Genomic DNA, 24,285 nt, shown 5'->3' on the forward strand with positions numbered 1-24,285 from the left:
CCGATCGCGACAGCATTGGCGCACCCGGCTGGCAATGATCCCAGACAGATCGACGCGCGCGCCGCTTGAGCAATCCTGACGACGATGCAGCGCCCCGTTACCCCGCTACTACCGTCAGTTTTACGCCTCTCCGACTCTGACTTTGACGTGTGTGTGACCAAGGTGACCAAAATTGCTTATTGCGACATTAAGAAAAATTTGTTCGCGAGGTCTCTCAACGCACAAAAATTGAGCGCCGCTTCTGCAGCCGGAATTAAAGTGCGAGGCCTTGCCAGGATCTTGTTGTCTCTCAATCGACAGAGCGCTGCGCCAACATCAAAACTGGTGAGAAGTGGGCTCGATCTCACCTCGATCTCCGCAAAAATCGATGGCGGTCGCGACTGGCTGCTTGACGATTATCTCGGCCTCACGCCAGGTTTCCCGGCTCCGAAGATGAACTCGATGCCCGCAGACGAGAGCGTGGCGCAAAGGGTCGTCAATGTCTCGTCGGGCAGGCGCAGGAGACCGTTCTGCTCCTCAAGCCGGCGAATCACGGCAGCAGAAATCCCGGTTCGCGCGGCGAGCTGTTTCACCGACCAGTTCAGCATGCCGCGGGCGGCGCGCAATTGCGCACCCGTCAACCTCCACGTCGCCACGTGTTGGGTCGAGAGTCGCTCCTCGTGCACGTCCGTGGAGATTCCCAACCACTCCCGAACACTACCATCCGCGTCCGGGACCGGCACAGCCCGGCAATGGTACCAGCGGTAGGAGCCGTCGGACTGGCGCAGCCTATGCTCGACATCGTAGGGCTGTCCCGTTTCGGCGGCAGCCGCCCAGATCCGCAAAGCCGTTTCGCGTTCCTCTTCGGGAAGCAGATCAAGCCAGCCTTTGCCGAAGAACCGGTGCGCGTCCGGCTTGTCCTCCGCGTTCAAGAGCGCGGTAATCCGGCCGTCCTGACTGCCGACCCACAGCAACCCGCCTGCGACCTGCGTCAGCGCCGCGTAGCGACCCGCATCTGTCTTGAGAGGCTGCAGCGATCTGCGTTGTTCGGTGATGTCGATGGCGACGCCGACCACGCATTCCGGCTCGCCGGCCGAGTTCAAAAAAGTCTCGGACTGGATACGGATCCAGCGCAGTGCACGATTCGGCCGGATGATGCGAAACTCGCCGTCGAGCAAAAATCGGTCGAAGGCCAATTCGCGCGGATCGCGCTGCGGACGGCGATCCTCCGGATGAATTCGTCTCTCGATCTCCGCATAGCTGGGCGCGACGGCATTGGGATCGAGACCCAGCAGGCCGTAGAAGCCACGCGACCACTGCATCCGGCCTTCGGCATCGCAGCGCCAGACGCCAGTCCCAAATTTCTCCTCAAAAAAACGAAGTATCTCCGAAGGATCGAGGTAGTTTTCCAGGTGGCGCAATTCAGCCCCCGTCGTGATAATTTTTCTCAACTCCCAATTGCAGTCTATCTCGGTTTCTCCGTTTGACGCAGCTCAATTCGCGATTGCTACAAAATATTTGTGCAATCACGCGGTATATACATGCGGTTGAAGCTCGCGCCGAGATCTTGAACTTGGTTACGTTCGTCGAAGCGGCTAAACGCTATCGATGGTACCGATCATGGCCTGGATGATACGACCCGCCTTGCACGTTGCCCCGTTCTGGCTGGCGGTGATCTGCTGCTTCTCTCCTGCATGGGCCGACACTGTCGACGTCAACGGTGTGAAGCGCTCCTACACCGTGCAGCTGCCGGCGAAAAAGCCGGCACCGCTCGTCATCGTGCTGCATGGCAAGACCCAGCGCGGCGCCGACATGGTCGCGCGGACGGCGTGGCCGCAGCTTGCCAAGCGCGAGGGGCTTGCGGTCGTCTTTCCGGACGGGCTCAACCACGCCTGGGCCGATGCGAGGACCAAGGCGGGACCCGCGCTCCGCGGCCCACCCGATGGCACCGATGACGTCGCGTTCATCGCAAAGCTGGTCGAGAAGCTGGTGGCCGACGGCACCGCCGATGCGAAGCGCGTTTATGTCACCGGCATCTCCAATGGCGGCGCCATGGTGATGACGCTGGTTTGCGCCCGCGCCGATTTGTTTGCGGCCGGCGCGAGCGTGGTCATGAATCTCACTGAAGAGGCCGCCGTCACCTGCCATCCGTCGCGGCCGTTGCCGATGCTGCTCATGAACGGCACCGCCGATCCGCTCGTCCCCTACGAGGGCGGGCGCGGATCGAGCTATTATGCCGCAGACGGGTTCTGGTCGACGGACGAGACGCTGGCATTCTGGCGCAGCCTCAATGGCTGTGAGACCGATGACGCCGAGGTGACCGAAATGCCCGACAGGGCGCCTGCAGACCAGTCCACCGTGACACGGATCAGCTCGCGCTGTCCGACCGGGCACGACGTCGTGCTCTATCGCATCAACCATGGCGGCCACCGCATGCCCGGATTTGCACCGGATGCGCGTTTCCCGAAAGTCGCGACCAAACTGCTTGGCCCGCAGAACGGCGACATCGACGGCGCCGAGACGATCTGGGCTTTCTTCAGCCAATTTCGCTGAGCGGCGCATCGCGCGCAGGCAACGCATGCGTGCCTGGCAACGCATGCGTGCCTGGGGTGGCAGAGCGCGGGTCGCTGGGCTAGACAGGGCCGCCCTTCCACCAGGAGACCCCAAATGAGCATTCAGCGTTTTGAAACCGGCCCGCGCATGAGCCAGGTCGTCGTGCACGGCAACACCGTCTATCTCGCCGGCGTCGTCGCGAACAAGGCTGCCGGCGAAAGCGTAACGAAACAGACCCAGGACATCCTGGCGACCATCGATGGCCACCTCGCCAGGGCCGGCACCGACAAATCGAAGCTGCTCTCGGCCACGATCTACATCACCGACATGAAGACGTTCGGCGAGATGAACGCGGTGTGGGACGCCTGGGTCTCGCCGGGCAATACGCCGGCCCGCGCCACCGTCGAAGCCAAGCTAGCGGCGCCGCAATACACCGTCGAGATCATGGTGACCGCGGCGAAGTGACGCCCGCATGAGATTGTGCGTGCGCCTGAGGCGCGATGAAACATCATCGCGCCTCAGTTTTTTTGCGCATGGTCTGATCGGAAAACCGCTCCACACTTTTCCGGATCATGCGCATGACCTCCGAGGTAATCGATCGGCGCGCGCATTCCTTCGATAGTCGCGGTCAGCCGGACAACACGGCGCCATCGAAGGAGAGTACCATGACCGACCCCGTCACCATCGCCCGACGCTACATCGAGCTCTGGAACGAACGCGCCGCCGGCCGCCGCCGCGAGCTGCTCCGCGAGAACTGGACGGTGGATGCGAACTATGTCGATCCCCTGATGAAGGGCGACGGCCAGGACGGCATCGACGCGCTGATCGCCGGCGTGCAGCAGCGCTTTCCCGATTTCAGATTCAAGCTGATCGGCGAGCCCAACGGCTACGGCGACCAGGTGCGCTTCAGCTGGGGACTCGGCCCTGATGGTGTCGACAGCCCGATCAAGGGCACGGATTTTGCCGTGCTGAAGGACGGCCGGATTAGGAGCGTGACAGGATTCTTGGATCAAGTGCCCGCGGGGGCATGAGGTCTCTTACCCTCCCCTGGAGGGGGAGGGTCGGCTCACATTCAGCGCAGCGAAAATGTGAGACGGGGTGGGGTGACAGTCTCTCCACGGCAGCGGTGCCCGAGTGGAGAGATCACCCCACCCCGCTCGCGCTACGCGCGCTCGACCCTCCCCCTCCATGGGAGGGTAAGAAACAGTCCGCTGCTTCGCTCTAACTGGCAACCGCCAACCGATACGCAGCCATCGCGTTCACACCAAACGCCTTCTCCCTCACCTGCGGACCAAGCTTCATCAAGCACGCTTCCAACGCACCCTTGATCTCGCCGTAGCTGCCCGCAAGCAGACACACCGGCCAGTCCGAGCCGAAGATCAACCGATCCTCGCCAAAGCATGTCGCGGCGTGCTGAACGAACGGAAACAGACGCTCCGCATCCCAATCGCTCCAGACCGCTTCCGTCGCTAACCCCGAAATCTTGCACCAGACATTGCCGCAGGCGGCGAGCGCTTTGATGCGATCGGCCCATTCGTCGCTTCCACCATCGGCGATCGGCGGCTTGCCGGCGTGATCGAGCACGAAGCGTGCTTGCGGGAAGGCCTGGGCGGTTGCGATGGCCGAGGGCAGCTCGCGGGTTCGAACGAGGAGATCGTAGGCGAGATCGCGGGCGAACACCGCCGTGAGACCGCGCTGGACGTCTTCGCGGAGCAGCCAGTCGGGATCGGACTCGTCGTGCACCTGGTGGCGGATGCCGACCAGCTTGTCGCCACCGGGGGAGGCTCGCAGGCGATGAAGCGTCTCGTCAAGCGCACCGTCCGTCAGATCAGCCCAACCGACGACACCGATGACAGAGGACGTCGCATCCGCGATGCGCAAGAATTCCTCGGTCTCCTCCAGCGCGGAGCGGCATTGCACCAGGATGCTGGCGTCGATGCCGTTTGCTTTCAGCAATGGTGCGAGATCGCCAGGACCGAAGGCACGGCGGATCGGCGCGAGCTCGTCCGCCTCCATCCAGGGATAATCGGCGCGCGCCGGATCCCAGAAATGCTGGTGGCCGTCGATGATCATGGCTCACGCTCCGCCCGGCAGCGGCGCCCGCGCATCGACGAGGTTTCGCGCGCGCAGCTCCTGCCAGAAGGCCTGCGGCACCGCCGCCTCCGACATCGCGATGTTGTCGGCCACCTCGGCGGCATTGCGTGCGCCCATCACGGCGACTGTCACGGCCGGATGGGCCATGCAGAACTGCAGTGCTGCGGCCTTCAGCTCGGTGCCGTGCTTGCGGCAGAGCCCGTCGAGTTCGAGCGCCTGCGCGACGAGCGCGGCATCGGCGTCCTGATAATTGAACTTCGCGCTCGTGTGCGGATTGGCCAAGATGCCGCTGTTGTAGATGCCGCCGAGCAGGATGCTGATGTTCCTGGCTTGGCAGGCCGGAAACAGCGCATCCAGCGCGCCCTGATCGAGCAGCGTGTATCGGCCGGCGAGCAGAAAGCAGTCGACCGGCACGGCGTCGGCAAAGCGGACTGGCATCTCCGACTGGTTCATGCCGGCGCCGATCGCCTTGACCGTGCCGTCCTCGCGCAGGCGCTGCAGCGCGCGGAAGGCACCGGCGACGGCATCGTCATAATGATCGTCGGGATCATGCACGAGCAGGACGTCGACACGGTCGAGCCCGAGCCTGGCGAGGCTTTCCTCTACCGAGCGCATCACGCCGTCATGGCTGAAATCGAACACCGGCCGCTCGCGCGGCGTGCCCTTGTAGTGCTCGTCCTCGGCGGCACCGCCCTCCGGCGCGCGCAAGAGACGCCCGACTTTGGTCGAGATCGCATAGGATTCGCGCGGCTGCTGCCGCAGGAACGCGCCAAGCCGCCGCTCGGCCAGGCCAAAGCCGTAAAGCGGCGCGGTATCGAAGAAGCGCACGCCGAGCGACCAGGCACGTGCGATCGTCGCTTCCGCATCGGCATCGCTGACGGGGGTGAACAATCCGCCGAGCGGGGCGGAACCGAGGCCGATTGAGGTGACGTCGAGAGAGCCGAGGCGCGACCGTTTCATTCCCATTGCCTTCCAGGAGTCTTCCTTCCAACGGTCCAAATCATCTCCCCCGCTCGCGAAAACCGCAAGCGGGGGAGGCACGCAGGAGCGCGGGGCTGGCGGCGCGTTCCTACTTCAACATCTGCGCGACGTTGTCCTTGGTCACGAGGTCGAGGCCGGTGTAGACGATCTCCGGCACCTTCTCGCCCTTCTTGATGGCGAGCAGCGTGTCCATCGCCTTCTCGCCCATCTCGAACGGGCGCTGACCGACCAGCGCGTTGGCATAGCCGTCGCGCAGCAGCTCGAGCTGCATCTTGAGCGTATCGGCGACGACCAACGTGAACTTGCCTGAATCGATGTCCTTCTTGTTCCTGGAGGCGAACGCCTTGAAGCCTTCGGGCGCGAACATCGGCCAGCCGCCGATGGGAACAATGGCCGCAAGGTCCGGCGTTGCGGTGCGCATGTCCGTCATCTGCTGAACCGCCAGCGCGGGATCGTCGTTGCAGAAGGTCGGCGAGCCCGCGACCTCGGTCCATTTCGAGCCCTTCAGCGCCTCGCGAACGCCGTCGACGCGCTCGGCGAGGTTCTTGGCGCCGGGACCGCCAGAGACCATCGCGTATTTGCCGCCGTCGGGCCGCATCTTCAGCAATTGCTTGCCGAGGGCTAAGCCGAACTCCTTGTTGTTGGTGCCGATATAGGCGATGCGCTTGGAGCCCGGCGCATCGGCATCGAAGGTGATGACGGGAATGCCGGCGGCGGTCGCCGCTTCGATCGACTTGGTCATGGCCGCGACGTCGGCGACCGAGATGGCGAGACCGTCAACCTTCTGCGTGACGAAGTCCTGGATGATCTGGGCCTGCGTCGCCGGCTCATGCTCGACCGGACCTTTGTAGATGCACTCGATATTGCCGAGCTCCTTGGCGCGCTTCAGGCAGCCGTCGCGCGCGAAGTCGAAGAACGGATTGTTCATCGCCTTGGGCACGATGACGAAGCGGTAGTTCGCAGCGAACGCCGGCGTTGCCATCATTGCAACGGCGATGCCGGCAAGAAGAAGTTTCCTCATTGTCTCCTCCACCCTTCTCTTGCGCCTATCCTCTCAAAGAAGCGTCCGGGAAGCGGATAGGCGGCATGTTCGTTGCCCTCCCGAAACGACGTCACCTCAGCTCATCCGCGAACGGATCCGGTCGACCAGCACGGCCAGGATGATGATCACGCCCACCAGCGTCTGCTGCCAGTAGGAGCTGACTTGCGCCAGCACGAGGCCGTTGCGGATCACCTCGAGCAGCACGCAGCCGACGATGGCCCCCAACGGACCGCCGATGCCGCCGGCCAGATTAGCGCCGCCGATGACGGCCGCCGCGATCACGTTGAGCTCGTAGGATGTCGCCATGTTGGCGGGCGCCGATCCGAGCCAGCCGGAGATGATAATGCCCTGGAGCCCTGCCGCGAGCGCGCAGATCACGTAGACCTCGATCTTCACCCGCACCACCGGAATGCCGGTGAGCTCGGCCGCCTTCTCGTTGCCGCCGAGCGCGAAGACGTGGCGGCCGAACGAGGTGTGGTGCAGCACCACGGCCATCGCCAGCGCGAGAACCACGAGATAGATGAAAGGCACGGGCACGCCGAGCACGTCACCCGAGGTGAGCGCATAAAAATAATCGGCGTCCGGCCCGCCCGGAAAACTGCCGCGGCCGTTGGAGACGACATAGCCGAGGCCGCGCACGATCGAGAGCATGCCGAGCGTGGTGACGAAGGGCGACAGGCCGAGCACGGCGATGCAGAAGCCGTTGACGAGGCCGGCGACCAGTGCGACGCCGAGGCCGGCGAGAATCGACACCAGCAGGATCAGGCCCGGCACGTTGGCGAGCACGGTCTTGCCGTCGGCCGCCATGTGCACGAACAGCGAGCCCGCCGGCGAGCCGGGCGCCGACAGCTCGGTCATCACCATCGAGGTGATCATGGCGGAGAAACACATCATTGAGCCGACCGACAGGTCGATTCCGCCGGTGATGATCACGAAGGTGACGCCCAGCGTCGCAATGGCGATGAAGGAGAAGTTCTTCGCCACGTTCTGCATGTTGCCTTCGGTGAAGAAGTATGGGCTGGCGAAGTGCATGATCACCAGCAGCACGGCCAGCGCGAGCAGGACATAGCCGGTCTGGGAGGCGAAGATGCCGCGCTGCCACCATCTGATCCGGCCGATATTGGTGAAGCTGATCGGGGATTCCATGGGCATGGCCATCACGCCGCCTCCTTCGCGCCGGTGATGAGAGCGGTGACCTCCTCGGGGGAGGTCTGGTGGATCGGCTTGTCGGCCCGCTTCTCGCCGCGGCGCATGACGACCACGCGGTCGCACACCGCGAATACGTCGGGCATGCGGTGCGAGATCAGCATCACGGCAACACCCTGCTCCTTCAGCCGGTGGATCAGGCCGAGCACCTGCTCGACCTGACGCACCGAGATCGCGGCCGTCGGCTCGTCCATCATCACCAACCGCGCATTGGAGAGCCGCGTCCGCGCGATCGCGACGGCCTGGCGCTGGCCTCCGGACATCTGCTTGACGAGGTCGTCGGGCCGCGTCTCCGAGCGCAGCTCGCCGAACAGCTCCAGCGCGCGCGCCGCCATCGCCTTGTGGTCGAGCAAGGCAATGGGTCCGAATTTGCGCTTCAGCTCGCGGCCGAGAAAGACGTTGGCGGCCGCGGTCAGATTGTCTGATAGCGCAAGGTCCTGGTAGACGACCTCGATGCCGACGGCGCGGGCATCGACCGGCCGGTTGAAGTGGACCGCGCTGCCGGCAAAGCGGATCTCGCCGTGCGTGGGGCGGAAATTGCCGGCGATGATCTTGACCAGCGTCGACTTGCCGGCGCCGTTGTCACCCATCAGGCCGACCACTTCGCCCGGGAAGACCTGCATGTCGACGTCGTGCAGCGCGCGGATCGCGCCGAACTCCTTGCCGATGCCGGTCAGCTCCAGGACCGGGGTCGCGTCAGCATTTGCCATCAGCGGACTTCCTCAGACGTAGCGGTTGACCAGGGATTCCAGATATTCCTGCCGCCCCGAGCGCGGCTGCGGGTCGAAGCCGGGGCCAAGCGCACGGTCGGCGAGATCGGCGAGCGAACGCTGGCCGCCGAGAATGGCCCGGCCCTCGGGGCCGGCCCATCCCTCGTAACGCTTCGCAAGCGGCGTGGTGAGCGCGCCGGCGTCGAGCATGTCGGCGGCGGCGAGGAATGCGCGCGCGCAGGCATCCATCGAGCCGACATGGGCATGGATCAGATCGTCAGGATCGATCGACTGACGCCTGATCTTGGCATCGAAATTGAGCCCGCCCGTGGTGAAGCCGCCGCGGTTCAGGATCTCGTGGAACACCAAGGCGAGCTCCGGCACGTTCATCGCGAACTGGTCGGTGTCCCAGCCGAGCAGATCGTCGCCGCGGTTGATGTCGAGCGAGCCGAACACGCCGAGCGCCTCGGCGAGCGCGACCTCGTGATGGAAGGAGTGGCCGGCGAGGATGGCGTGGTTCTGCTCGATGTTGAGCTTGACGTCCTTCAGGAGATCGTAGCGCTCGAGGAAGCCGTAACAGGTGGCGACGTCGAAATCGTATTGATGCTTGGTCGGCTCCTTCGGCTTCGGCTCGATCAGGATCGGGCCCTTGAAGCCTATTCTGTGCTTGTGCTCGACGACCAGCGAGACGAAGCGGCCGAGCTGGTCGAGCTCGCGCTTGAGATCGGTGTTGAGCAGCGTCTCGTAGCCCTCGCGCCCGCCCCACAATACGTAGTTCTGGCCGCCGAGCCGATGCGTCACCTCCAGCGCGGCGCGGACCTGGCCGGCGGCATAGGTGAATATCTCGGGGTCCGGGTTGGTCGCGGCGCCCGCCATGTAGCGGCGATGCGTGAACAGATTGGCGGTGCCCCAGAGCAGGCGGACCTTCGCGGAAGCCATCTTGGCTTCGAACAGATCGGCGATCGCGTTGAGATTGGCGACGGATTCGGCGAGCGAAGCACCTTCCGGCGCCGCATCGACGTCGTGGAAGGTGAAGAACGGCACGTCGAGCAGGCGAAACAGCTCGAAGGCGGTATCGGCCTTGGCCCGCGCCAGCGCCATCGCATCATTGCCGTGGTGCCAGGGTCGCAGGAAAGTCTCACCGCCGAAGGGATCGCCGCCCGGCCAGCAGAACGAATGCCAATAGCAGACCGCAAAGCGCAAATGGTCCTCCAGCCGGCGGCCATGCACGAGGCGGTCCTTGTCGTACCAGCGGAAGGCGGGGGCGTTTCCTGCATCCTCACCGCCGAAGGTGACAGGAGCGCTTGCATCGAAGAATTTGGCTGACACGTTCACTTAAAGAGACTCCTTCAATGCAGGATAAAGCGCGCGCCACCGCCGATAGGCCTCGTCATAGGCCGCAGTGACGGACGGGCGGGGTGTGAAGCTCGCGAGCCGCCGCGGGGGTTTGCAGACCTCCGCAGGAGCTTCGCCGGTCGCGGCGATGCGGCCGAGACGCGCAGCGCCGAGCGCGGCGCCCACTTCGCCTTCCTCGATGCGGTGGACGGGAATGCCGAGTACGTCGGCGCAGATCTGTGCCCACAGCGGCGAGCGCGAGCCGCCGCCGACGAGATCGACCTCGGCAAGCGGTCCACTCGCTGCGCTCAGCGCCGCCAGATTGTCGCGCGCGGCAAAGGCGACGCCTTCAAGCACGGCCTGCACGATCTGCGCCCGCGCGGTCGCGCCGCGCAAGCCGACGAAGGCGCCGCTGGCAGCGGCATCGTTGTGTGGGGTGCGCTCGCCATCCAGGTACGGCAGGAAGGAGACGGGGCTCGGCCCGTCGACGCGCTCGCCGAGCGGCGCCAAGAGCGCTGCGGCCGGCGTCTCCATCACGCCTGACAGCCAGGCGAGCGAGGCCGCTGCCGACAGCATCACCCCCATCTGGTGCCAGAGGCCGGGCAGCGCGTGGCAGAAGGCATGCACGGCCGAAGCGGGCGCTGGCGCGAACCGGTCGGTCACGCGGAAGACCACGCCGGATGTGCCCAGCGACAGGAAGGCATTGCCCGGCGCGATCGCGCCAAGCCCGATCGCGCTCGCCGCATTGTCGCCGGCGCCGCCGGCAACCACGACATCCCCGGTCATGCCCCAGCGCTGCGCCCATTCCGGCGCGAGCACCGCGCTCACTTCGCTGCCCTCGACGAGGCGCGGCATATGATGCAGATCGAGCCCGGTGGCATGCAGCAACAGAGCCGACCAGCGGCGCAGACCGACATCGAGCCACAGCGTGCCGGCCGCGTCCGACATATCTTCGACCATTTCGCCGGTGAGGCGATAGCGGACATAGGCCTTGGGCAGCAGCACCTTTGCCACGCGATCGAAGATTTTTGGCTCATGCCGCGCGACCCAAAGCAGCTTCGGCGCGGTGAAGCCGGGCATGGCGAGATTGCCGGCGATCGCGTGCAGCGACGGACAGCGCCGCTCCAGCGCGACGCATTCGGCCTGCGAGCGGCCGTCGTTCCAGAGAATCGCGGAACGCAGCGGCCGGCCATCCTCGCCAAGCAGGGTTGCGCCGTGCATCTGGCCTGATAGCCCGATGCCACGGACCGCGGCGACTTCGCGCGGATGGCGGGCGGCGAGATCGTCGACCGCGCCGATCGCCGCATCGGCCCAGGCATCAGGGTCCTGCTCGGACCACAGCGGCGCGGGATGCGACAGCGCAAGCTCGCGCGCGGCCGTCGCGACAATCGCGCCGGCTTCGCTCACGAGCACCGCCTTCACACCGGACGTGCCGATGTCCACGCCGAGATACACGCCATCCTCCCTTTTGCCTGTCGCGGTGCGCGATCTTGACGTCGCGTTCACCGCAGCGGACCATTTCGAAATCCACTGCCGCTAGGGCAGATTGTCCCGCATCACGATGTCGATCCTGATCTTCTCCTGTTCGCGCAAGATCGGCTCGCCGCGGGCGAGCGCGAGCAGAACGCGCACGGCAGCACGCGCTTCGTGGCCGGGATTCTGCGAGATCGCCGCATCCATCACGCCCTGCAACAGCAGCCGCCGTGTCAACGCGGTGACGTCGTGTCCGACGAACACCACCTGCTTGTCGCGGCCGGCATCGGTCAAAGCCTTGGCCACGCCTTGCGTGCCGGCGCCGACGTTATAAAGGCCGACAATGTCGGCATGCCTGCCGAACAGCTGCGCCAGCAGTTGCTCCGAACGCTCGTCCTCGTCGCGCCCTTCCAGCACCGGCAACACGCTAAGATCGGAGAATTCCGTCGCCATCACCTGGTTGAAGCCGAAGATGCGCTCGGCGTGGTCGCGCAGGCCCTGCGAGCCCGCGACGATCGCGACCTTGCCGGACCTCTGGCCGACCAGCCGCCCGACCAGCGCGCCGGCGGTGCGACCCGCAGCGATGTTGTCGATGCCGACATAATGGTGGCGGCCCGAGGACGGCACGTCCGAGACCAGCGTCACCACCTTGGTGCCGGCATCGACGAGATCGTTGATGGCGGCGCGGACGCCGGGATGGTCCAGCGCCACGACGGCGATGCCGTCGTAATCGCCCGAGAGCGACTCCAGCGAGGCCGCGAGCGCGGAGGGGTCGAACACGTCGGTTGCGACCATCTCGACGCTGAGGCGGCGGGCCGACAGCCAGGCCGACATTTCACCGAGATAGGCTTCGATCTGCTGCATGAACGGATTCGGCCCCGACGGCATCACGAAGGCGAAGCGCCGGACGCGGCTGCGGGCGAGCTCGGCGGCGGCGACGTGTGGCTGGAACGCATTGCGCTCGATCGCTTCCCTGACGCGCCGGACCGTGTCCGGCCGGACGCCCGGACGGTTGTGCAGGACGCGGTCGACCGTGGCGAGGCTGACGCCGGCCTCGCGGGCGATATCCTTCAGCGTCAGCGCAGTCGGGGTGAGCGTCTCGGCCATGGCTGAAGGCTAGCAGAGGTGTTTTGAGGTACGCAACTCATTTTGAGGAATGCTGGTCATTTTCCTCCCCGCCACCGCTCCCGCGAACAGTGCGAACAGGTTGAGGCTGGATGCGCCTCGCACCGGTCGCAGGCTCAGCCGGTGGTCAGGTCGAGCGTCAGGAACAGGCTGTTGGGGTCCTCGACATAGAACTCGAATGGGCCGCAGGCGACGAAGCCGTGGGCCTGGTAGAGGGCGTGCGCCGGCTTGAAATAGTCCCAGGAGCCGGTCTCTAGGCTGAGCCGCGCCATGCCGCGCACGCGGGCTTGCGTGATGATGTGGCGGAGCATCTGGCCGCCGAAGCCGCGCCGGCGCGTGGTCTGCAGCGTGTGCATCGACTTCACCTCGCCGTGGTCAGCCGAAAGCGTCTTCAGCGCGCCGGTGGCGACCAGCGTCTCGCCGTCCCAACCTGTCCAGAACGCGATATCAAGCGCGCGAAGCCCCGCGAGATCGAGCGCATGGGCGCTGCCAGGCGCAGTCTGCGCCCGCGCCGCCGTGACGTGATGATCGAGCAGCGCGATGACGCGCGGATCAAAGGTGTCGCCGGTGCGGATCTGCATCGTCAAGGCTTCACTCCAGCGTCTCGGATCGCGTCAGTGCCATCACATCTTTCCGTAAGAGGCGCCGCGCCGCGTGATGATGACATAGCGTGCATCCTGACGGGTCTCGTTCTCGAACATCACCGCGCGCATCACGTCGAAATCCAGACAGTCGCCCTCGCGCAGCCGCACCGCCTTGGCGTCGATATGCACGGCGATCGCGCCCTCCAGCATCAACAGTTGCTGGGTGAAGGCGTTGCGGCCCCAGGGACTGTAGGAAACGCGGGCGCCGGCCGGCAGGTCGACGACGATGATCTCGATGCCGCTTGCCGCATCCGGCGGCGAGGCATGACGTCGCCGGTAGCCGCTGTCGGGATCGCGCCAATGCGGCTGGTCGGCAAGCCGCACCAGCCGCTCCGGCGGCTTCTCGGCCAGCGCGACGACATCGCTCAGCGACACATCCAGCGCCGCGCAGAGTTTTCCGAGCAGTGCGGCCGTCGCACTGCTCTGCGCCCGCTCCACCCGCCCGATCATGGCCCGGCTGACGCCGGACCGCGCCGCAAGTTCGTTCAACGTCATGCCCGCCTGCGTCCTCAGCGTCTTCAGGCGCCGACCGATCGCGCGATCGAGTTTCTGCTGGTCCATTTTTTCAGCCCTGGCCTTCATCCAAGCGTTGCCCGGCGCAACGACTGCATGCCGCCTGGGCAAGAGCCTAAACTGGGCGAGAGGCGAACGCCGGGAGCGACGGTGCAATATATTAGAATCTTTGCGCAGCCTGGAGGCCCGATTAGGATGCTCCCAACAATCATGTCAGGGAGGCGACGACATGGGCGAGCCGACGCAGCGGACGATCAAGGCCAACGGCATCAGCCTCAACATCGCCGAGCAGGGCGAGGGGCCAATGGTGCTGCTCTGCCACGGCTTTCCGGAAGGCTGGTACTCCTGGCGCCACCAGCTCGAGGCGCTGGCAGCGGCCGGTTACCACGCTGTCGCGCCCGACATGCGCGGCTACGGCAAGAGCGACCGGCCGGAAGCGATCGACCAATATACGATCTTCCATATGATCGGCGATCTCGTCGGCGTGCTCGACGCGTTCGAGGCCAAGGACGCCGTTATCGTCGGGCATGACTGGGGCGCGACGATCGCCTGGCACACGGCGCGCCTGCGTCCCGATCGCTTCCGTGCCGCCGCCATCCTCAGCGTACCCTATCGCCCACGCAGTCCGGTGCGGCCGACCAGCGTCATGCCGCAGACGGCGGATGCGCAGTTCTATCAGCTGTACTTTCAGGAGCCGGGTGTCGCCGAAGCGGAATTCGAAAGGGATCCGCGCGCAACACTCGGCGCCATGCTGTTTGGCGGTTCCGGCGAAGGGGTGGCGGCGATCCGCGCCAATGCCGAGCGCGCCGGCAGGACCGCCGGCGTCGGGATGGTCTCGCGCAAGGACGGCATGTTGCCGAAGGTGCAGGTGCCGCTGCCCTCATGGCTGAACGGCCCCGACCTCGACCATTATGGCGCCGAATTTGCCCGCAGCGGATTTCGCGGACCGCTCAATTACTACCGCAACATCGATCGCAACTGGGAGCTGATGGGCGCCTTCGAGGGCGTGAAGGTGGTCGTGCCATCGCTCTTCATCGCCGGCGACCATGACATGGTCCTTGCCTTCCCCGGCGCCGCCGAGCATCTCGCCAACATGAGACAATGGGTGCCGCAGCTACGCGAGATCAAGATGCTGCCGGGCTGCGGACATTGGACGCAGCAGGAGCGGCCGGCGGAGGTGAACGCGGCGCTCGTGGAATTCCTGCGAAGCCTGCCGAACTAGCCGTGCAGCGGCCGAGATTCGCCGGAACTGGAAAAGCTTGGAGCGGGCGAAGGGAATCGAACCCTCGTATGCAGCTTGGGAAGGGACATTCCGACCTTTCTCGACGGTCGGAGCCTCATCTCAAGCAACTGAAAAACCTCAATTAATTGCATTTTAAGGCTACTTCAGCTACCAGAGGCAAAATCTCAGTGTTTTCAGGACGTGTTGTAGAATTGTTGTAGAGGTTAGGCTATGGCCGGGGTGCATTACGAACGGAAGAGCAAGGCGATCGCCCCTCACGACGTATCGGTCGCGATCAAGATGTCTCGCACGCCCGAAGCCAAAGCTCGGGAAATCGAATGGCGGGACACCGAGTGCGTGGGCCTAACGCTGCGTATTACCAAGTCCGACGCCGCCTGGTTGATCCGTCGACGCGACCGTACCATCAAGATTGGACGTTGCGTAGACATTTCCCTGCCGACCGCAAGGTACATCGCGCATAGGACACGCGAAGCAGCCAAACGAGGGCGCGACCTGAAGGTCTTCGTGGAGACGCTGGTCAAGCTCCGCTCGCATGGGTTCAACGGGCACAAGAGCTACGACGATAGTTTGGAATGGGAGACCGCGGACGAGATCGCCGACGACAACTCGGAGCTTGGCCGGCGCCGCCTCAAGGGTGAAATCCACTCCGTTTGGACGTGGGGGCAACTGACCGAGCAGTTTCTCTCGGAAAAGCTGCCCGAGCTCAAGAAGGGATATCGGGATCGCTACGCGCGGTACCTTCGATTGCCCGAATTCGCCCTGCTCATTGATCGCCCAGTGTCCGAACTGGCTGCTGCCGACCTCGAAATAGTCAGGGACAGAATGCTTGCGGCATACCGACCCTCGACCGTGCATCGCGCCGTTCGGCAGGGGCGGGAGATGTTGACTTGGGCATGGAGTTATCACCCCGCTAAGGCTGGCCTTGACCAGGTCCAGCACGCGTGGTGGGAGAGGTGGTCGGTCAAGTACAAGTGGAAGGTCCGACACCACACGCCCAAAATCGAAGAGATCGCCCGCACGATGGTGATCGCCGACATGTTTACGCATCTGTCCGACAACGAACACGAAACCTATCCGGGTACGATCGGCGCATTGTGGGCAGCGGCGCTCATGGCACAGCGGACCGGATCGCTTCTGGTTCTGCGGCCTGATCGCCTGTTTGCTCCGGAGAAGAAGGCGAAGCTCCCCGGGTGGAAGATCGCGAACTGGACCGCCGAGGAGATGAAAGGAGGCAAGGACGGCGGCAGGCCGCATGCTCTCCCCGTACCGCCTGAAGCGCTCAAGGTGCTGGAACGCTACTACAAGGCTTCCGGCGGAAAGTCCGAATGGATGTTCTCCGGCCGCAAATCGAACGAGCGCATCACTCAGTCCGCCCTCAATCTCCTGATGTATCGCCTGCAAGGAAGAGTCTTCGATCATCGTAGCAAGAACAAGCCGGACCGCCCCGGCAAGCCCGGCCCGAAGGCGGCCAAGAAGGCAAAGGTGCGCGTCGATCTCTTCGCGTACTACGGCATTCGGCCCTGGACGCTCCACGATATCCGCCGGACGCTCGGAGAGTTTCTAGACGACAAGCGCCTGGGCGGTGCTGCCTCCGCGATCCTTGGGCATAAGCTTCCTCGGGACGATATGCCCGAGAGGGAGCGAATGGCCCCGGTCACGGAGATCCACTACAACTCGTCCCAACGCATCGCGCTGAAAGCAGAGGGGATGGCGCTCTGGACGCAAGCTTTACTCGCGGCTTGCCAAAGAGAGCGGAAGTCGCTCATCCGCAAGCCGCGACCAGCGTTGCTGCCACCAAACTAACCATTGAGCTCACAGCTGTTGGAAGTCCGTGATAGGCGTTGCTGATACTGCGCCGGTGCTATTTGAGCTCAACCTTTGCGCCCGCCTTCTCCAACTGCACCCTGAGTCTTTCCGCTTCGTTCGCGTCGATGCCCTCTTTCAGTGGTCGAGGCGCGCCTTCGACCAGATCCTTTGCTTCTTTCAAGCCGAGGCCAGTGATCGCACGAACCTCCTTAATGACTTCGATCTTGTTACTACCCGCCTTGGCGAGAACGACTGTAAACTCGGTCTTCTCTTGCGCCGAGGCAGAGGCTGCGCCAGGGATTCGACTGGTCGTCGCAGTCGGGGTAACGGCGGAAACGCCCCACTTCTCCTCCAGACGCCTTGCCAAATCCGCAGCCTCGAGCACCGTAAGGCGCGATAGCGTGCTGATTCGGGGAGATTGACTCGTCAAATGACCACTATCGAGAATGTTGCTGTAACGTTGATCGAGGCCCCCGCGAGTGCGCGCGCCACGCGTCATGAGCCAAGAGAAGAATGCTCCGACTTGAACTTGGTTCGCCAGATTGCTGCGCCAGCGCGCGAGCTCCACGGCGGCGAGCTTGCGGTGATTCTCTTGGGGACTGTCGGCAGCCAACGCGACTAGCAGATCCCCCTGTAATCTGTTGGCTTCGAAAAAGTAAACAGCGCCGACACGACGGGCCTGCTGCAGATGCTCTATTGCCCCATCTACGTCCGGCGGCGTTTGCGCGAGACGTTGATGCGCCGCGAGGATAGACGCATCGGATAGCCAAGGGTGCCTTTGTGCCAAATCCTCTACCCAGTGATCGTTGTGGTGGAGCCAGCCCAATCGCAGCATCAACACGCCTACCGCCGCCGAGACCCAAGGATCGTCGCCCACATCGGCGCTCGCGTAGCGGGCCAGATGGGCGGGACCATGACCGATTTCGTTCCAGATGCCCGTCGCGGTTTCAGTCGAAGTGGAGGTAAGAGCTTGGAGCAGAGCATGCGTCTCCGGGCGGGACGGAACGATACTCAGGGTATCGCCGCTGAGATAGGGCGCCTCCGAAGTGCGGACTCTGACTTTGACGCCCCCAGCGAACAAAGGAACAAGTACACGCTGAACGCGGTTTGCTTCGATCGCAAACGAAAGTCTTAAGCGGGCTCCTGAATTAGCTGGAGGAAGTTCGCCACCGCGATCAAATTCAACTTCTACATCTCCCGATGTAGTTCGGCGAGTGCTGACGTTGCTCGCCGTGAAGGGCCGCCATCCCCCGGTACGTAGCGGCTGGCTGTCGTACGATAGCCCGAGACTATAGGCGGACCCAGGACCGGGATTGAAGCTCATTGTGGCGCCCGTTGACATGTTGCCTACGTCGAGTCGCCGCTGCGAAGCGACGGCGTGCGTCTGGAGCATATCGGGCAATGCCCCGAGATGGTTTTCGCTCCAGAGTTCGATTGCCGCGAACTCCCCCGCCATTTCCGCGTTGGCCCCCCCTGACGTGCTGTGCCTGGCCGAGCTCAGTGCACCTCGCCCTCGGAGAGAATCGAGCGAAGGGGCCTCCAACTTTGAGGTGTCCGACGCTACGGGGAAGCTCCACAGTACTTGCCCTGCGCCGAGCGATTCCAGACTGGCGGTGTATGTTCCTACCTGTGGCGCGTCGAACTCGAACGTGCCAGCCGGCGGAAGGACCAATCGAGGAACTACCAGCACCTGCCCGTCTGGGGCGAACACCCCTATGCGAACGGCCCCGGAGTCCTTTGGCGGCTCAATAGTGATTCTTGGCATTACGTGACCCGGTGGAGCAAGACTGGATCGACGCGCATTTCTGATAGGTCGACCCGCGTGATCGATTGGGACCGATAATTTGCATTTTCCTTCGCGAAAGTCGCTTGAAGGTAGCACAAGTCCATGCGTGCCTGCGCCCTCCCTATCCACTGTTCAGCTCGATCGGCGCGAGCGGCGATAACGTTGTCGGCAGCATCCCTCAGACAGACCTGATCCGCTTGATTGATTGCAATGGCCGGATCCAGCATTACGGCGAACGGAACCTCGGGCGGTGTTTGGTATCTAACGATCGGACCGGAAGAAACAAACGACCTGACAGGCGTCGGGTTAAATGCGTCCAGAGGCCAACCGCGCAATCGATAGAGTATGTTCATGGCACGCGGCAGGCCGTCCAAGAGCACGCCCCACTGTCCAGCACCGCTGTAGTTTCTTGCCCCAGCTCCGTTCAGCGCCTCCACAAGAACTTGCGTGAAGCGCCCTCCACCTGCCTTGCCGTCATCGTAGGTCAATTGTCCCATCGGCCCTGGCACCAGCAGCAGCACCTTATTCTTCGTCATCGCAAGACTCGGTGGGAAAAATCGCAGCGTGTCACCGATGCCTACGGACGAATCGATCTGGCCCAGCACAACGTCGGTGATCACTTCCTGGCAGGCGTCAACGAATAGATAGCCTTCCTGGAGTTCGGGCTGGCGGGACATAATGCCGGCAAGATACTGTACATCGATATGAGACTCCCAAGGACTTTTGGTCGCAATAGGGCCCCCTGCCACATCCGATAGCAAAACAATTGAGCGCGTAGGCACCGCGGCTCCATGTCCACAAATGTAAAATATGGCGACTTGGTTTGGAACGCTGAGGAGCCGCTGAGACCAATCGGTTCCGTCCTTCTGAATCGAGACGGCATCCGTCGACGAGACTGCTATCGAATTTCCACGGGGATCGACCGCCGATCCCGTCGCAAATCTGCTTTTCCATTCGTACTGAGTAGCAGACGAAGGCGCCGGCGGCGGCGCTGAAAGCGCAATGTGCACGCTCCCGAGCGGAGCCGGCAGACCGTCCGCATGGCTAATGACCCAGTCGCAGAACAATTTGGCGCCTACTGGCGCACTATCCAGGTCGGGGACGTTGGAAAGAGGCAATGGCGTATTAGGACCAAACGGCGATGCGCCCGGCTTCGCGTAAGGATAGGCGCCAACGCCGATGACGAATGCATGGGTCGCCGGACCATTAATCTTTCTTTCGTAGACGAGACTCATGCGCCAATACCGACTTCCTGAAGCCGCTCGCGCAGCCGCGCGTAAAAACGTGGCCGCTTGAAGTAAGTCGTGTGCGCGTCTATGAGGCCAGTCGCCGAGCTGAATTCGAAGTCGGTCACATCCTCAAACATCGGCGCGCAGCGGAACGATAGCAAATCAACCGGGTCGTAGACGTTCCACCATGAGCCGATCGCCGCCACAAGCGGGACCTTCTGCGGCGCCTTCGTCGAATTTCCAAGCAGGTTCATCTCCTGAAAAAGACCAGGCTGCGAACCAACCGTGGCCAGCAAATCTATTCTGATGTTTTGGTCGATGCCAGACGACGCGTCTCCAAGCATGTCGCGCAGAACAACGCCGCCTAGGCTGTGCCCGATGAGGACGAGCTTGCCGCCGTGCTGCTTTGCTTCAAGCGCGGCTTCATTCACACCGTTTGCAATGATCTCGCGTATTTTCGTTCGTTTCGACGCCGCTCCGTGGTCGTATAGGTAGACAAAGATATCGCCGAGAAACCGCGCCACAAGCGGACTTGCTCCATCGCGAATTATCGGCGCGATACCTGATGACACTAAGTTGCGTGCCCGGTCGGCAAGCGATTTCGCTGCACTGACTATGTCGTCGCCAAGCCCAAACGAAGCTGTCGCGGTCGGCTCGACCCTTTTGCGTAGCTCCGAAACGACCGTCTGATCCGACGCTGCTCCAGTAGCCCAAGAAGGTGGAAGGGCAGCGTTATTCACTGCGTATTCGCCGGCGACACGAAACTTCTCTATCTGTTCGTCCGTCAACTGCTTCCCGGCCGCTTCGGCTTCCTCGACCAAGGCTACGAAGATCGCATCGATCATGGCTCCGAAGTCGGTCGACGCGAGTCCGCTTAAAGGCTGAGCCTGCCCAACCGCCCCGGGCGCTACGATACCACCAAGCAAGCCGAAGCTCGCCGATTTCGGGCCGTTGCTTGGCAGGCAAGCGAGATCGTAGCCGAACTGCGCAGCCAGATCACCCCAGTAGACGTTGCGTATGTTCAGAGGTGCATCGGCCCAAGCCGTCTTCTTGAACAGCCTATCGCGGTTCTCAACCTCGAGATCATAACTGCTTCCTTTGCGCGTATTAACCCCGTGTACGAATACAAGCTGGTCCATCGTAGCCCTCAGGTTTACAGTTGTGACTGTCGCCGCAATCTTCATTTATGGGCTCGTAACGAACGCCACGGCCAGGTCCTTCCGCATTGCGCAAACGCGATCTTGACGCCTCAAGGGGCAATCCTCCAATGAAGCAGCCGGACGCCATTCAAGTCGATAGGGAGGCCGACCCTCAAAATTGGTCCTTCGGGCGACCAACAGCCGTTGAACAGTGCTAGTGGCGAGCAACAATTCGCAAAATCAAATATAGATTCCTCAAGGTTTAGCACTATCAATATCACAACTTTCGAAGTCAAGATTGATTGACCAAATGCAATGCCACCAATGGGCGTGCCTGAGTCGATTTCCGGAGCGCCCTGCCTTCCCGCAGCTGCGGGCTTAGGCGGCACCCCTCGTCGGAGAAAACAAAAGCTATAGAGCTTTCCACGACCGACCCCGGGAGAAGGTGGCTGCAAGCCATGGCAAACTGCTCAGGCAGGCGATTCCACCGACGTCAGAGGTCCCTGTCGTGGCCCGGCCCGATCCGAGCGCGATGAGTTGCACCGCCGTTCCCGCTGGCGTCGAGGGGCGGCTGCGGTCCTAGCCGCGAGAAGGGCTAGACGATCCCTCGAAGACGCCCACGACCTCATCGATCTCGCCGGGCGTCGTACCGCGCCCGAGACTGAAGCGGATAGCGCCCATTCCGACTTCCGGCGCGATGCCCATGCCCACCGAGACCCGGAGCCAGCGCCGATCGGATCTTCGGTGGACCTCCAGTTTGGCAAAGCCGATCGTGTAGGCGGCCATGGCGTCGCTGACGCTTGCGGTCTGAACGGCTATCGTGCTGACCATCTTTCGTTCCTTCGACGTCTAGCGCTTCCACCAACGTCCGGGCGCTACCTTCACGATGTGAGGAGGTCTCCGCTTGGACGCGCCCGTCCTTCACGATCCGGCATGTCATGCGGTGGGAGCCCTTGAAGGCCGTGCTTGTCCACTTCTCAAAGCCTCTCGGACGGCGGCGTCTCCCAGGTCAGTTGCTTGTGTTCGGCAGCCTCGTCGCCGTGGTTAGACGGACGGCTCGCCACGAAATTGTCGATTGCTTGGACACGCGGTTCTAGAGGACGGTTGCGCACCGAGGCCATTCCCGGCGTGGTACCCAGAGACGGTAGCCCGCCCGGTGCCGTGCAAAAACACAACCAAAAATTGCTTTGGTGTTGTAGTTCGGCGACAGACTTTCGCAACGACGCCCACTAGGCTCGGATAACTTTCCTTATTGCTACCTGCCTATTTTGGGGCGCCTTCTCTCGAATCTCCTTTCGTTTGATCTGCGCGAGGGCGTCGAAATTCGATTCAGCGTCGCTGCTGGAGGCGGCCCCCGATGCGACTTCGATTCCTCACCGGTCTCTCGTTGTGCTTGCTGCAAGTCGCTTGCGGGACCTACATCCCCAGCCAGCGAGACTGGCCGAACTCGGAGACGAAGGACGTCGAGAGGATGAACCGCACGCTTGTCCGCAGCATCGTGTGCGAACTGAGCTATGCCGTCACAGTGGCGGTCCAGAACGACTTGGAGCTGGCTCGCAAGAGGCGAAGCGGACGTACCTACAGTGACTATCTTGTCAATTGGGGCGTCGAAGTCGCTACCGACCTGACCGTGTCGGAGTCGGCCACCGTGAATCCGACGGGCCTGTGGGCGCCCCTATCGCCGTTGTCCCCGGTGTTCACGCTGACCGGCGGAGTTTCAGGGGCGTCGGTCGCCACCAACGACAATACGTTCAATGTCTTCTATCCCTTGTCGGCACTCTACAAACCGGACCTCTTCCGCACCAACAATCAGGAACGCCCCTGCCGGCATCCGTCGACTGGCCAGCAAGGCTCTCCGCTTGTCGACATCGACCTGAGGATTCTGCCGTTGCTCGAATCGAGGATCCAACTCGTCACGATCGGCCTCGCCGATAGCCCAGACGATGACAGAAACATCATCGCCGGGGAAAAGAATGTGCTTACGCAGACGGTTTCCATCAAGGAGACGATCTCGGGCGACATTTCGCCTACCTGGAAATTCTCGACCGGGACGGTGAATCCAGCCGGCACGTTCTTGAGTGCGAACCGGATGCGTACCCATCAGGTCGTGTTCACATTCGGTCGATTGGCCCGCGGCGGCCAATCGCTGTCGTCTCTCGCTCAGGCGTTCCATGTCAACGAGCAGCTCAGGGCGGGGCTTCGGGAAACCCGCTTTGCACCACGATAGAGGCAGGCAATGGCGAAGAAGAACGAAGGCAAGTCGAAGTCGTCCAAGGCAGGACTGAAGGCAAAGGTCCGAACGTCGGCCGCAAAGAAGGGCGCGGCGAAAGCGAGGCCGCCGAAGCCTCCTGCCCGCCTCAAGCCCGCTGCACGGCCCAAAAGCGAACGGGCGCGCTGGGCCTACCTTAAGGAATTGAAGATTACCTCACTGCACGGTGAGGATATCGGCGCTGTGGTCAGGCATGGCGAGGCGGTCCTCAAGTTCCGGAGAACGATCGGCAGTTCCGATTCGACCCTCGCGAGGGCCGCGAACTCTCTTTGCTACATGAAAGCTGGAGACTCGAACATCGTCAACATCGTCGACAAGGACGGGAACGACTACGGCGAGACCACGCAAGAGGACGCTGACGCGCGCGGCATTCCACCGTGCGGCTAACATTCTCCACGTCGCACGGGAGTACGGCTGGCGGAGCAAGCGCATCATAAGGAAGCCGGCGCCCGCGGATTGGGTCTGAACGCGAGCCAGATAGCGTCGCGTCGACCCAACGATCCGCTCCATCGACCGCCGCGGCGACGTTCGGCTCGGTTCCGAGGCCTTTTGCCCCGGAGGCGTTCGTTGGCTCCCGCCGCTTTGGCTTTCGCGAGAGCCACCACGATGCCCGCGAACCGTCGCGTCGCCTGTTCTCGGGCCGCAAGTCGAGCGAGCGCATCACTCAGTCCGCGCTCAACCTTCTCATGTATCGCCTGCAGGGAAGAGTTTTCGACCATCGCAGCAAGAACAAGCCGGACCGTCCCGGCAAGCCCGGCCCGAAGGCGGCCAAGAAAGCAAAGGTGCGCGTTGACCTCTTCGCGTACTACGGCACTCGGCCCTGGACGCTCCACGACATCCGCCGGACGCTCGGAGAGTTTCTAGACGATAAGCGTCTGGGTGGCGCGGCCTCCGCGATCCTTGGTCATAAGCTTCCTCGGGACGATATGCCTGAAAGGGAGCGGATGACCCCGGTTACGGAAATCCACTACAACTCATCCCAACGCATCGCGTTGAAAGCGGAGGGGATGGCGCTCTGGACCCAAGCTTTGCTCGCGGCTTGCCAAAAAGAGCGGAAGGCGCTCGTCCGTAAGCCGCGACGTCCGGCGTTGCCGCCGCCTCAAAATGGCCACTGAACTAAGCGCGCCGGACGCGTCGAGGTGCTCGCCCCCGCAAACA

General features: G+C 63.2%; 23 protein-coding genes. 8 read left to right on the forward strand and 15 right to left on the reverse strand.

Annotated features, from left to right (window positions below; translation table 11 throughout):
* Window positions 1–395: 395 nt before the first annotated feature.
* A complete protein-coding gene (locus LRP30_RS40435) occupies window positions 396–1,430 on the reverse strand; it encodes a PAS domain-containing protein (protein ID WP_249758386.1) in 1,035 nt (344 codons plus the stop codon).
* Window positions 1,431–1,608: 178 nt separating this feature from the next.
* Between LRP30_RS40435 and LRP30_RS40440 the strand changes: the two genes are divergently transcribed.
* The 3 genes from LRP30_RS40440 (at window position 1,609) to LRP30_RS40450 (ending at window position 3,563) form a co-directional block, all read left to right on the forward strand.
* Window positions 1,609–2,532 (forward strand): PHB depolymerase family esterase, encoded by a 924-nt coding sequence (locus tag LRP30_RS40440; protein WP_249761937.1) that lies wholly within the window; start codon window positions 1,609–1,611, stop codon window positions 2,530–2,532.
* 114 nt (window positions 2,533–2,646) lie between these two features.
* On the forward strand, window positions 2,647–2,997 hold the full coding sequence (locus LRP30_RS40445) for a RidA family protein (protein WP_128936860.1): 351 nt from the start codon (window positions 2,647–2,649) through the stop codon (window positions 2,995–2,997).
* Window positions 2,998–3,197: 200 nt separating this feature from the next.
* Window positions 3,198–3,563 carry a nuclear transport factor 2 family protein gene (locus LRP30_RS40450; protein WP_249758387.1) on the forward strand — a complete coding sequence of 122 codons (366 nt, stop codon included), beginning with the start codon at window positions 3,198–3,200 and terminating at the stop codon, window positions 3,561–3,563.
* A gap of 190 nt (window positions 3,564–3,753) precedes the next feature.
* On the opposite strand, the gene LRP30_RS40455 is transcribed toward LRP30_RS40450, so the two are convergent.
* The 10 genes from LRP30_RS40455 to LRP30_RS40500 form a co-directional block, all read right to left on the reverse strand.
* Complete coding sequence (locus LRP30_RS40455; protein WP_249758388.1) at window positions 3,754–4,605, reverse strand: amidohydrolase family protein; 852 nt, start codon at window positions 4,603–4,605, stop codon at window positions 3,754–3,756.
* A 3-nt stretch (window positions 4,606–4,608) separates the two neighbouring features.
* Window positions 4,609–5,586 (reverse strand): aldo/keto reductase, encoded by a 978-nt coding sequence (locus LRP30_RS40460; protein ID WP_249758389.1) that lies wholly within the window; start codon window positions 5,584–5,586, stop codon window positions 4,609–4,611.
* Between the two features lie 109 nt (window positions 5,587–5,695).
* A complete protein-coding gene (locus LRP30_RS40465) occupies window positions 5,696–6,628 on the reverse strand; it encodes a sugar-binding protein (protein WP_061879645.1) in 933 nt (310 codons plus the stop codon).
* Between the two features lie 96 nt (window positions 6,629–6,724).
* Window positions 6,725–7,807, reverse strand: coding sequence for an ABC transporter permease (locus LRP30_RS40470; protein WP_249758390.1), 1,083 nt, complete (start codon window positions 7,805–7,807; stop codon window positions 6,725–6,727).
* Entirely contained in the window at window positions 7,807–8,565 is a 759-nt protein-coding gene (locus LRP30_RS40475; RefSeq protein WP_091885062.1) for an ATP-binding cassette domain-containing protein, read from the reverse strand. Before LRP30_RS40475 ends, LRP30_RS40470 begins: the two co-directional genes overlap by 1 nt.
* A gap of 12 nt (window positions 8,566–8,577) precedes the next feature.
* Window positions 8,578–9,900, reverse strand: a complete 1,323-nt coding sequence (gene xylA / locus LRP30_RS40480) for a xylose isomerase (RefSeq protein ID WP_128936866.1) — start codon at window positions 9,898–9,900, stop codon at window positions 8,578–8,580.
* Complete coding sequence (gene xylB, locus LRP30_RS40485) at window positions 9,901–11,355, reverse strand: xylulokinase (protein ID WP_249758391.1); 1,455 nt, start codon at window positions 11,353–11,355, stop codon at window positions 9,901–9,903.
* An 81-nt stretch (window positions 11,356–11,436) separates the two neighbouring features.
* Window positions 11,437–12,480, reverse strand: a complete 1,044-nt coding sequence (locus LRP30_RS40490; protein WP_249758392.1) for a LacI family DNA-binding transcriptional regulator — start codon at window positions 12,478–12,480, stop codon at window positions 11,437–11,439.
* Window positions 12,481–12,614: 134 nt separating this feature from the next.
* A complete protein-coding gene (locus LRP30_RS40495; protein WP_164935111.1) occupies window positions 12,615–13,079 on the reverse strand; it encodes a GNAT family N-acetyltransferase in 465 nt (154 codons plus the stop codon).
* A 42-nt stretch (window positions 13,080–13,121) separates the two neighbouring features.
* On the reverse strand, window positions 13,122–13,703 hold the full coding sequence (locus tag LRP30_RS40500; RefSeq protein ID WP_128942033.1) for an XRE family transcriptional regulator: 582 nt from the start codon (window positions 13,701–13,703) through the stop codon (window positions 13,122–13,124).
* Between the two features lie 181 nt (window positions 13,704–13,884).
* Between LRP30_RS40500 and LRP30_RS40505 the strand changes: the two genes are divergently transcribed.
* Together LRP30_RS40505 and LRP30_RS40510 are read left to right on the forward strand one after the other, a co-directional pair.
* A complete protein-coding gene (locus tag LRP30_RS40505) occupies window positions 13,885–14,877 on the forward strand; it encodes an alpha/beta hydrolase (RefSeq protein ID WP_249758393.1) in 993 nt (330 codons plus the stop codon).
* Window positions 14,878–15,108: 231 nt separating this feature from the next.
* Window positions 15,109–16,701 (forward strand): integrase arm-type DNA-binding domain-containing protein, encoded by a 1,593-nt coding sequence (locus tag LRP30_RS40510; RefSeq protein WP_249758394.1) that lies wholly within the window; start codon window positions 15,109–15,111, stop codon window positions 16,699–16,701.
* 58 nt (window positions 16,702–16,759) lie between these two features.
* On the opposite strand, the gene rplL is transcribed toward LRP30_RS40510, so the two are convergent.
* From rplL to LRP30_RS40530, 4 genes are all read right to left on the reverse strand, one after another.
* Window positions 16,760–17,134 (reverse strand): 50S ribosomal protein L7/L12, encoded by a 375-nt coding sequence (rplL, locus tag LRP30_RS40515; protein WP_249761938.1) that lies wholly within the window; start codon window positions 17,132–17,134, stop codon window positions 16,760–16,762.
* Between the two features lie 1,334 nt (window positions 17,135–18,468).
* Window positions 18,469–19,725 (reverse strand): hypothetical protein, encoded by a 1,257-nt coding sequence (locus tag LRP30_RS40520; RefSeq protein ID WP_249758395.1) that lies wholly within the window; start codon window positions 19,723–19,725, stop codon window positions 18,469–18,471.
* Complete coding sequence (locus tag LRP30_RS40525; protein WP_249758396.1) at window positions 19,722–20,903, reverse strand: hypothetical protein; 1,182 nt, start codon at window positions 20,901–20,903, stop codon at window positions 19,722–19,724. The genes LRP30_RS40520 and LRP30_RS40525 overlap by 4 nt, the downstream gene beginning before the upstream one ends.
* Window positions 20,904–21,437: 534 nt before the next feature.
* Window positions 21,438–21,689 carry a hypothetical protein gene (locus LRP30_RS40530; RefSeq protein WP_249758397.1) on the reverse strand — a complete coding sequence of 84 codons (252 nt, stop codon included), beginning with the start codon at window positions 21,687–21,689 and terminating at the stop codon, window positions 21,438–21,440.
* Window positions 21,690–22,329: 640 nt separating this feature from the next.
* On the opposite strand from LRP30_RS40530, the gene LRP30_RS40535 reads away from it, so the two are divergent.
* The 3 genes from LRP30_RS40535 to LRP30_RS40545 all read left to right on the forward strand — a co-directional run bounded on the left by LRP30_RS40535 (window position 22,330) and on the right by LRP30_RS40545 (window position 24,242).
* Window positions 22,330–23,085: a hypothetical protein gene (locus LRP30_RS40535; RefSeq protein ID WP_249758398.1), complete on the forward strand. Its 756-nt coding sequence runs from the start codon at window positions 22,330–22,332 to the stop codon at window positions 23,083–23,085.
* Window positions 23,086–23,094: 9 nt separating this feature from the next.
* A complete protein-coding gene (locus tag LRP30_RS40540; protein WP_249758399.1) occupies window positions 23,095–23,514 on the forward strand; it encodes a hypothetical protein in 420 nt (139 codons plus the stop codon).
* 299 nt (window positions 23,515–23,813) lie between these two features.
* Window positions 23,814–24,242, forward strand: a complete 429-nt coding sequence (locus LRP30_RS40545; protein WP_249758400.1) for a hypothetical protein — start codon at window positions 23,814–23,816, stop codon at window positions 24,240–24,242.
* Window positions 24,243–24,285 lie beyond the last annotated feature (43 nt).

Origin of the sequence: Bradyrhizobium sp. C-145, assembly GCF_023375135.1 — a bacterium.
In the GTDB taxonomy this organism is placed as follows: domain Bacteria; phylum Pseudomonadota; class Alphaproteobacteria; order Rhizobiales; family Xanthobacteraceae; genus Bradyrhizobium; species Bradyrhizobium zhanjiangense.

Bases quoted from the DNA above. Each gene is read 5' to 3' on its own strand.
- LRP30_RS40475 (WP_091885062.1), bottom strand. From the start codon at position 8,565: ATGGCAAATGCTGACGCGACCCCGGTCCTGGAGCTGACCGGCATCGGC.
- LRP30_RS40460 (WP_249758389.1), bottom strand. From the start codon at position 5,586: ATGAAACGGTCGCGCCTCGGCTCTCTCGACGTCACCTCAATCGGCCTC.
- LRP30_RS40505 (WP_249758393.1), top strand. From the start codon at position 13,885: ATGGGCGAGCCGACGCAGCGGACGATCAAGGCCAACGGCATCAGCCTC.
- LRP30_RS40450 (WP_249758387.1), top strand. From the start codon at position 3,198: ATGACCGACCCCGTCACCATCGCCCGACGCTACATCGAGCTCTGGAAC.
- LRP30_RS40490 (WP_249758392.1), bottom strand. From the start codon at position 12,480: ATGGCCGAGACGCTCACCCCGACTGCGCTGACGCTGAAGGATATCGCC.
- LRP30_RS40545 (WP_249758400.1), top strand. From the start codon at position 23,814: ATGTATCGCCTGCAGGGAAGAGTTTTCGACCATCGCAGCAAGAACAAG.
- LRP30_RS40520 (WP_249758395.1), bottom strand. From the start codon at position 19,725: ATGAGTCTCGTCTACGAAAGAAAGATTAATGGTCCGGCGACCCATGCA.
- LRP30_RS40540 (WP_249758399.1), top strand. From the start codon at position 23,095: ATGGCGAAGAAGAACGAAGGCAAGTCGAAGTCGTCCAAGGCAGGACTG.
- LRP30_RS40530 (WP_249758397.1), bottom strand. From the start codon at position 21,689: ATGGTCAGCACGATAGCCGTTCAGACCGCAAGCGTCAGCGACGCCATG.
- LRP30_RS40455 (WP_249758388.1), bottom strand. From the start codon at position 4,605: ATGATCATCGACGGCCACCAGCATTTCTGGGATCCGGCGCGCGCCGAT.
- LRP30_RS40470 (WP_249758390.1), bottom strand. From the start codon at position 7,807: ATGGCCATGCCCATGGAATCCCCGATCAGCTTCACCAATATCGGCCGG.
- LRP30_RS40465 (WP_061879645.1), bottom strand. From the start codon at position 6,628: ATGAGGAAACTTCTTCTTGCCGGCATCGCCGTTGCAATGATGGCAACG.
- LRP30_RS40500 (WP_128942033.1), bottom strand. From the start codon at position 13,703: ATGGACCAGCAGAAACTCGATCGCGCGATCGGTCGGCGCCTGAAGACG.
- LRP30_RS40535 (WP_249758398.1), top strand. From the start codon at position 22,330: ATGAACCGCACGCTTGTCCGCAGCATCGTGTGCGAACTGAGCTATGCC.
- LRP30_RS40440 (WP_249761937.1), top strand. From the start codon at position 1,609: ATGATACGACCCGCCTTGCACGTTGCCCCGTTCTGGCTGGCGGTGATC.
- LRP30_RS40525 (WP_249758396.1), bottom strand. From the start codon at position 20,903: ATGAAGATTGCGGCGACAGTCACAACTGTAAACCTGAGGGCTACGATG.
- LRP30_RS40495 (WP_164935111.1), bottom strand. From the start codon at position 13,079: ATGCAGATCCGCACCGGCGACACCTTTGATCCGCGCGTCATCGCGCTG.
- LRP30_RS40510 (WP_249758394.1), top strand. From the start codon at position 15,109: ATGGCCGGGGTGCATTACGAACGGAAGAGCAAGGCGATCGCCCCTCAC.
- LRP30_RS40445 (WP_128936860.1), top strand. From the start codon at position 2,647: ATGAGCATTCAGCGTTTTGAAACCGGCCCGCGCATGAGCCAGGTCGTC.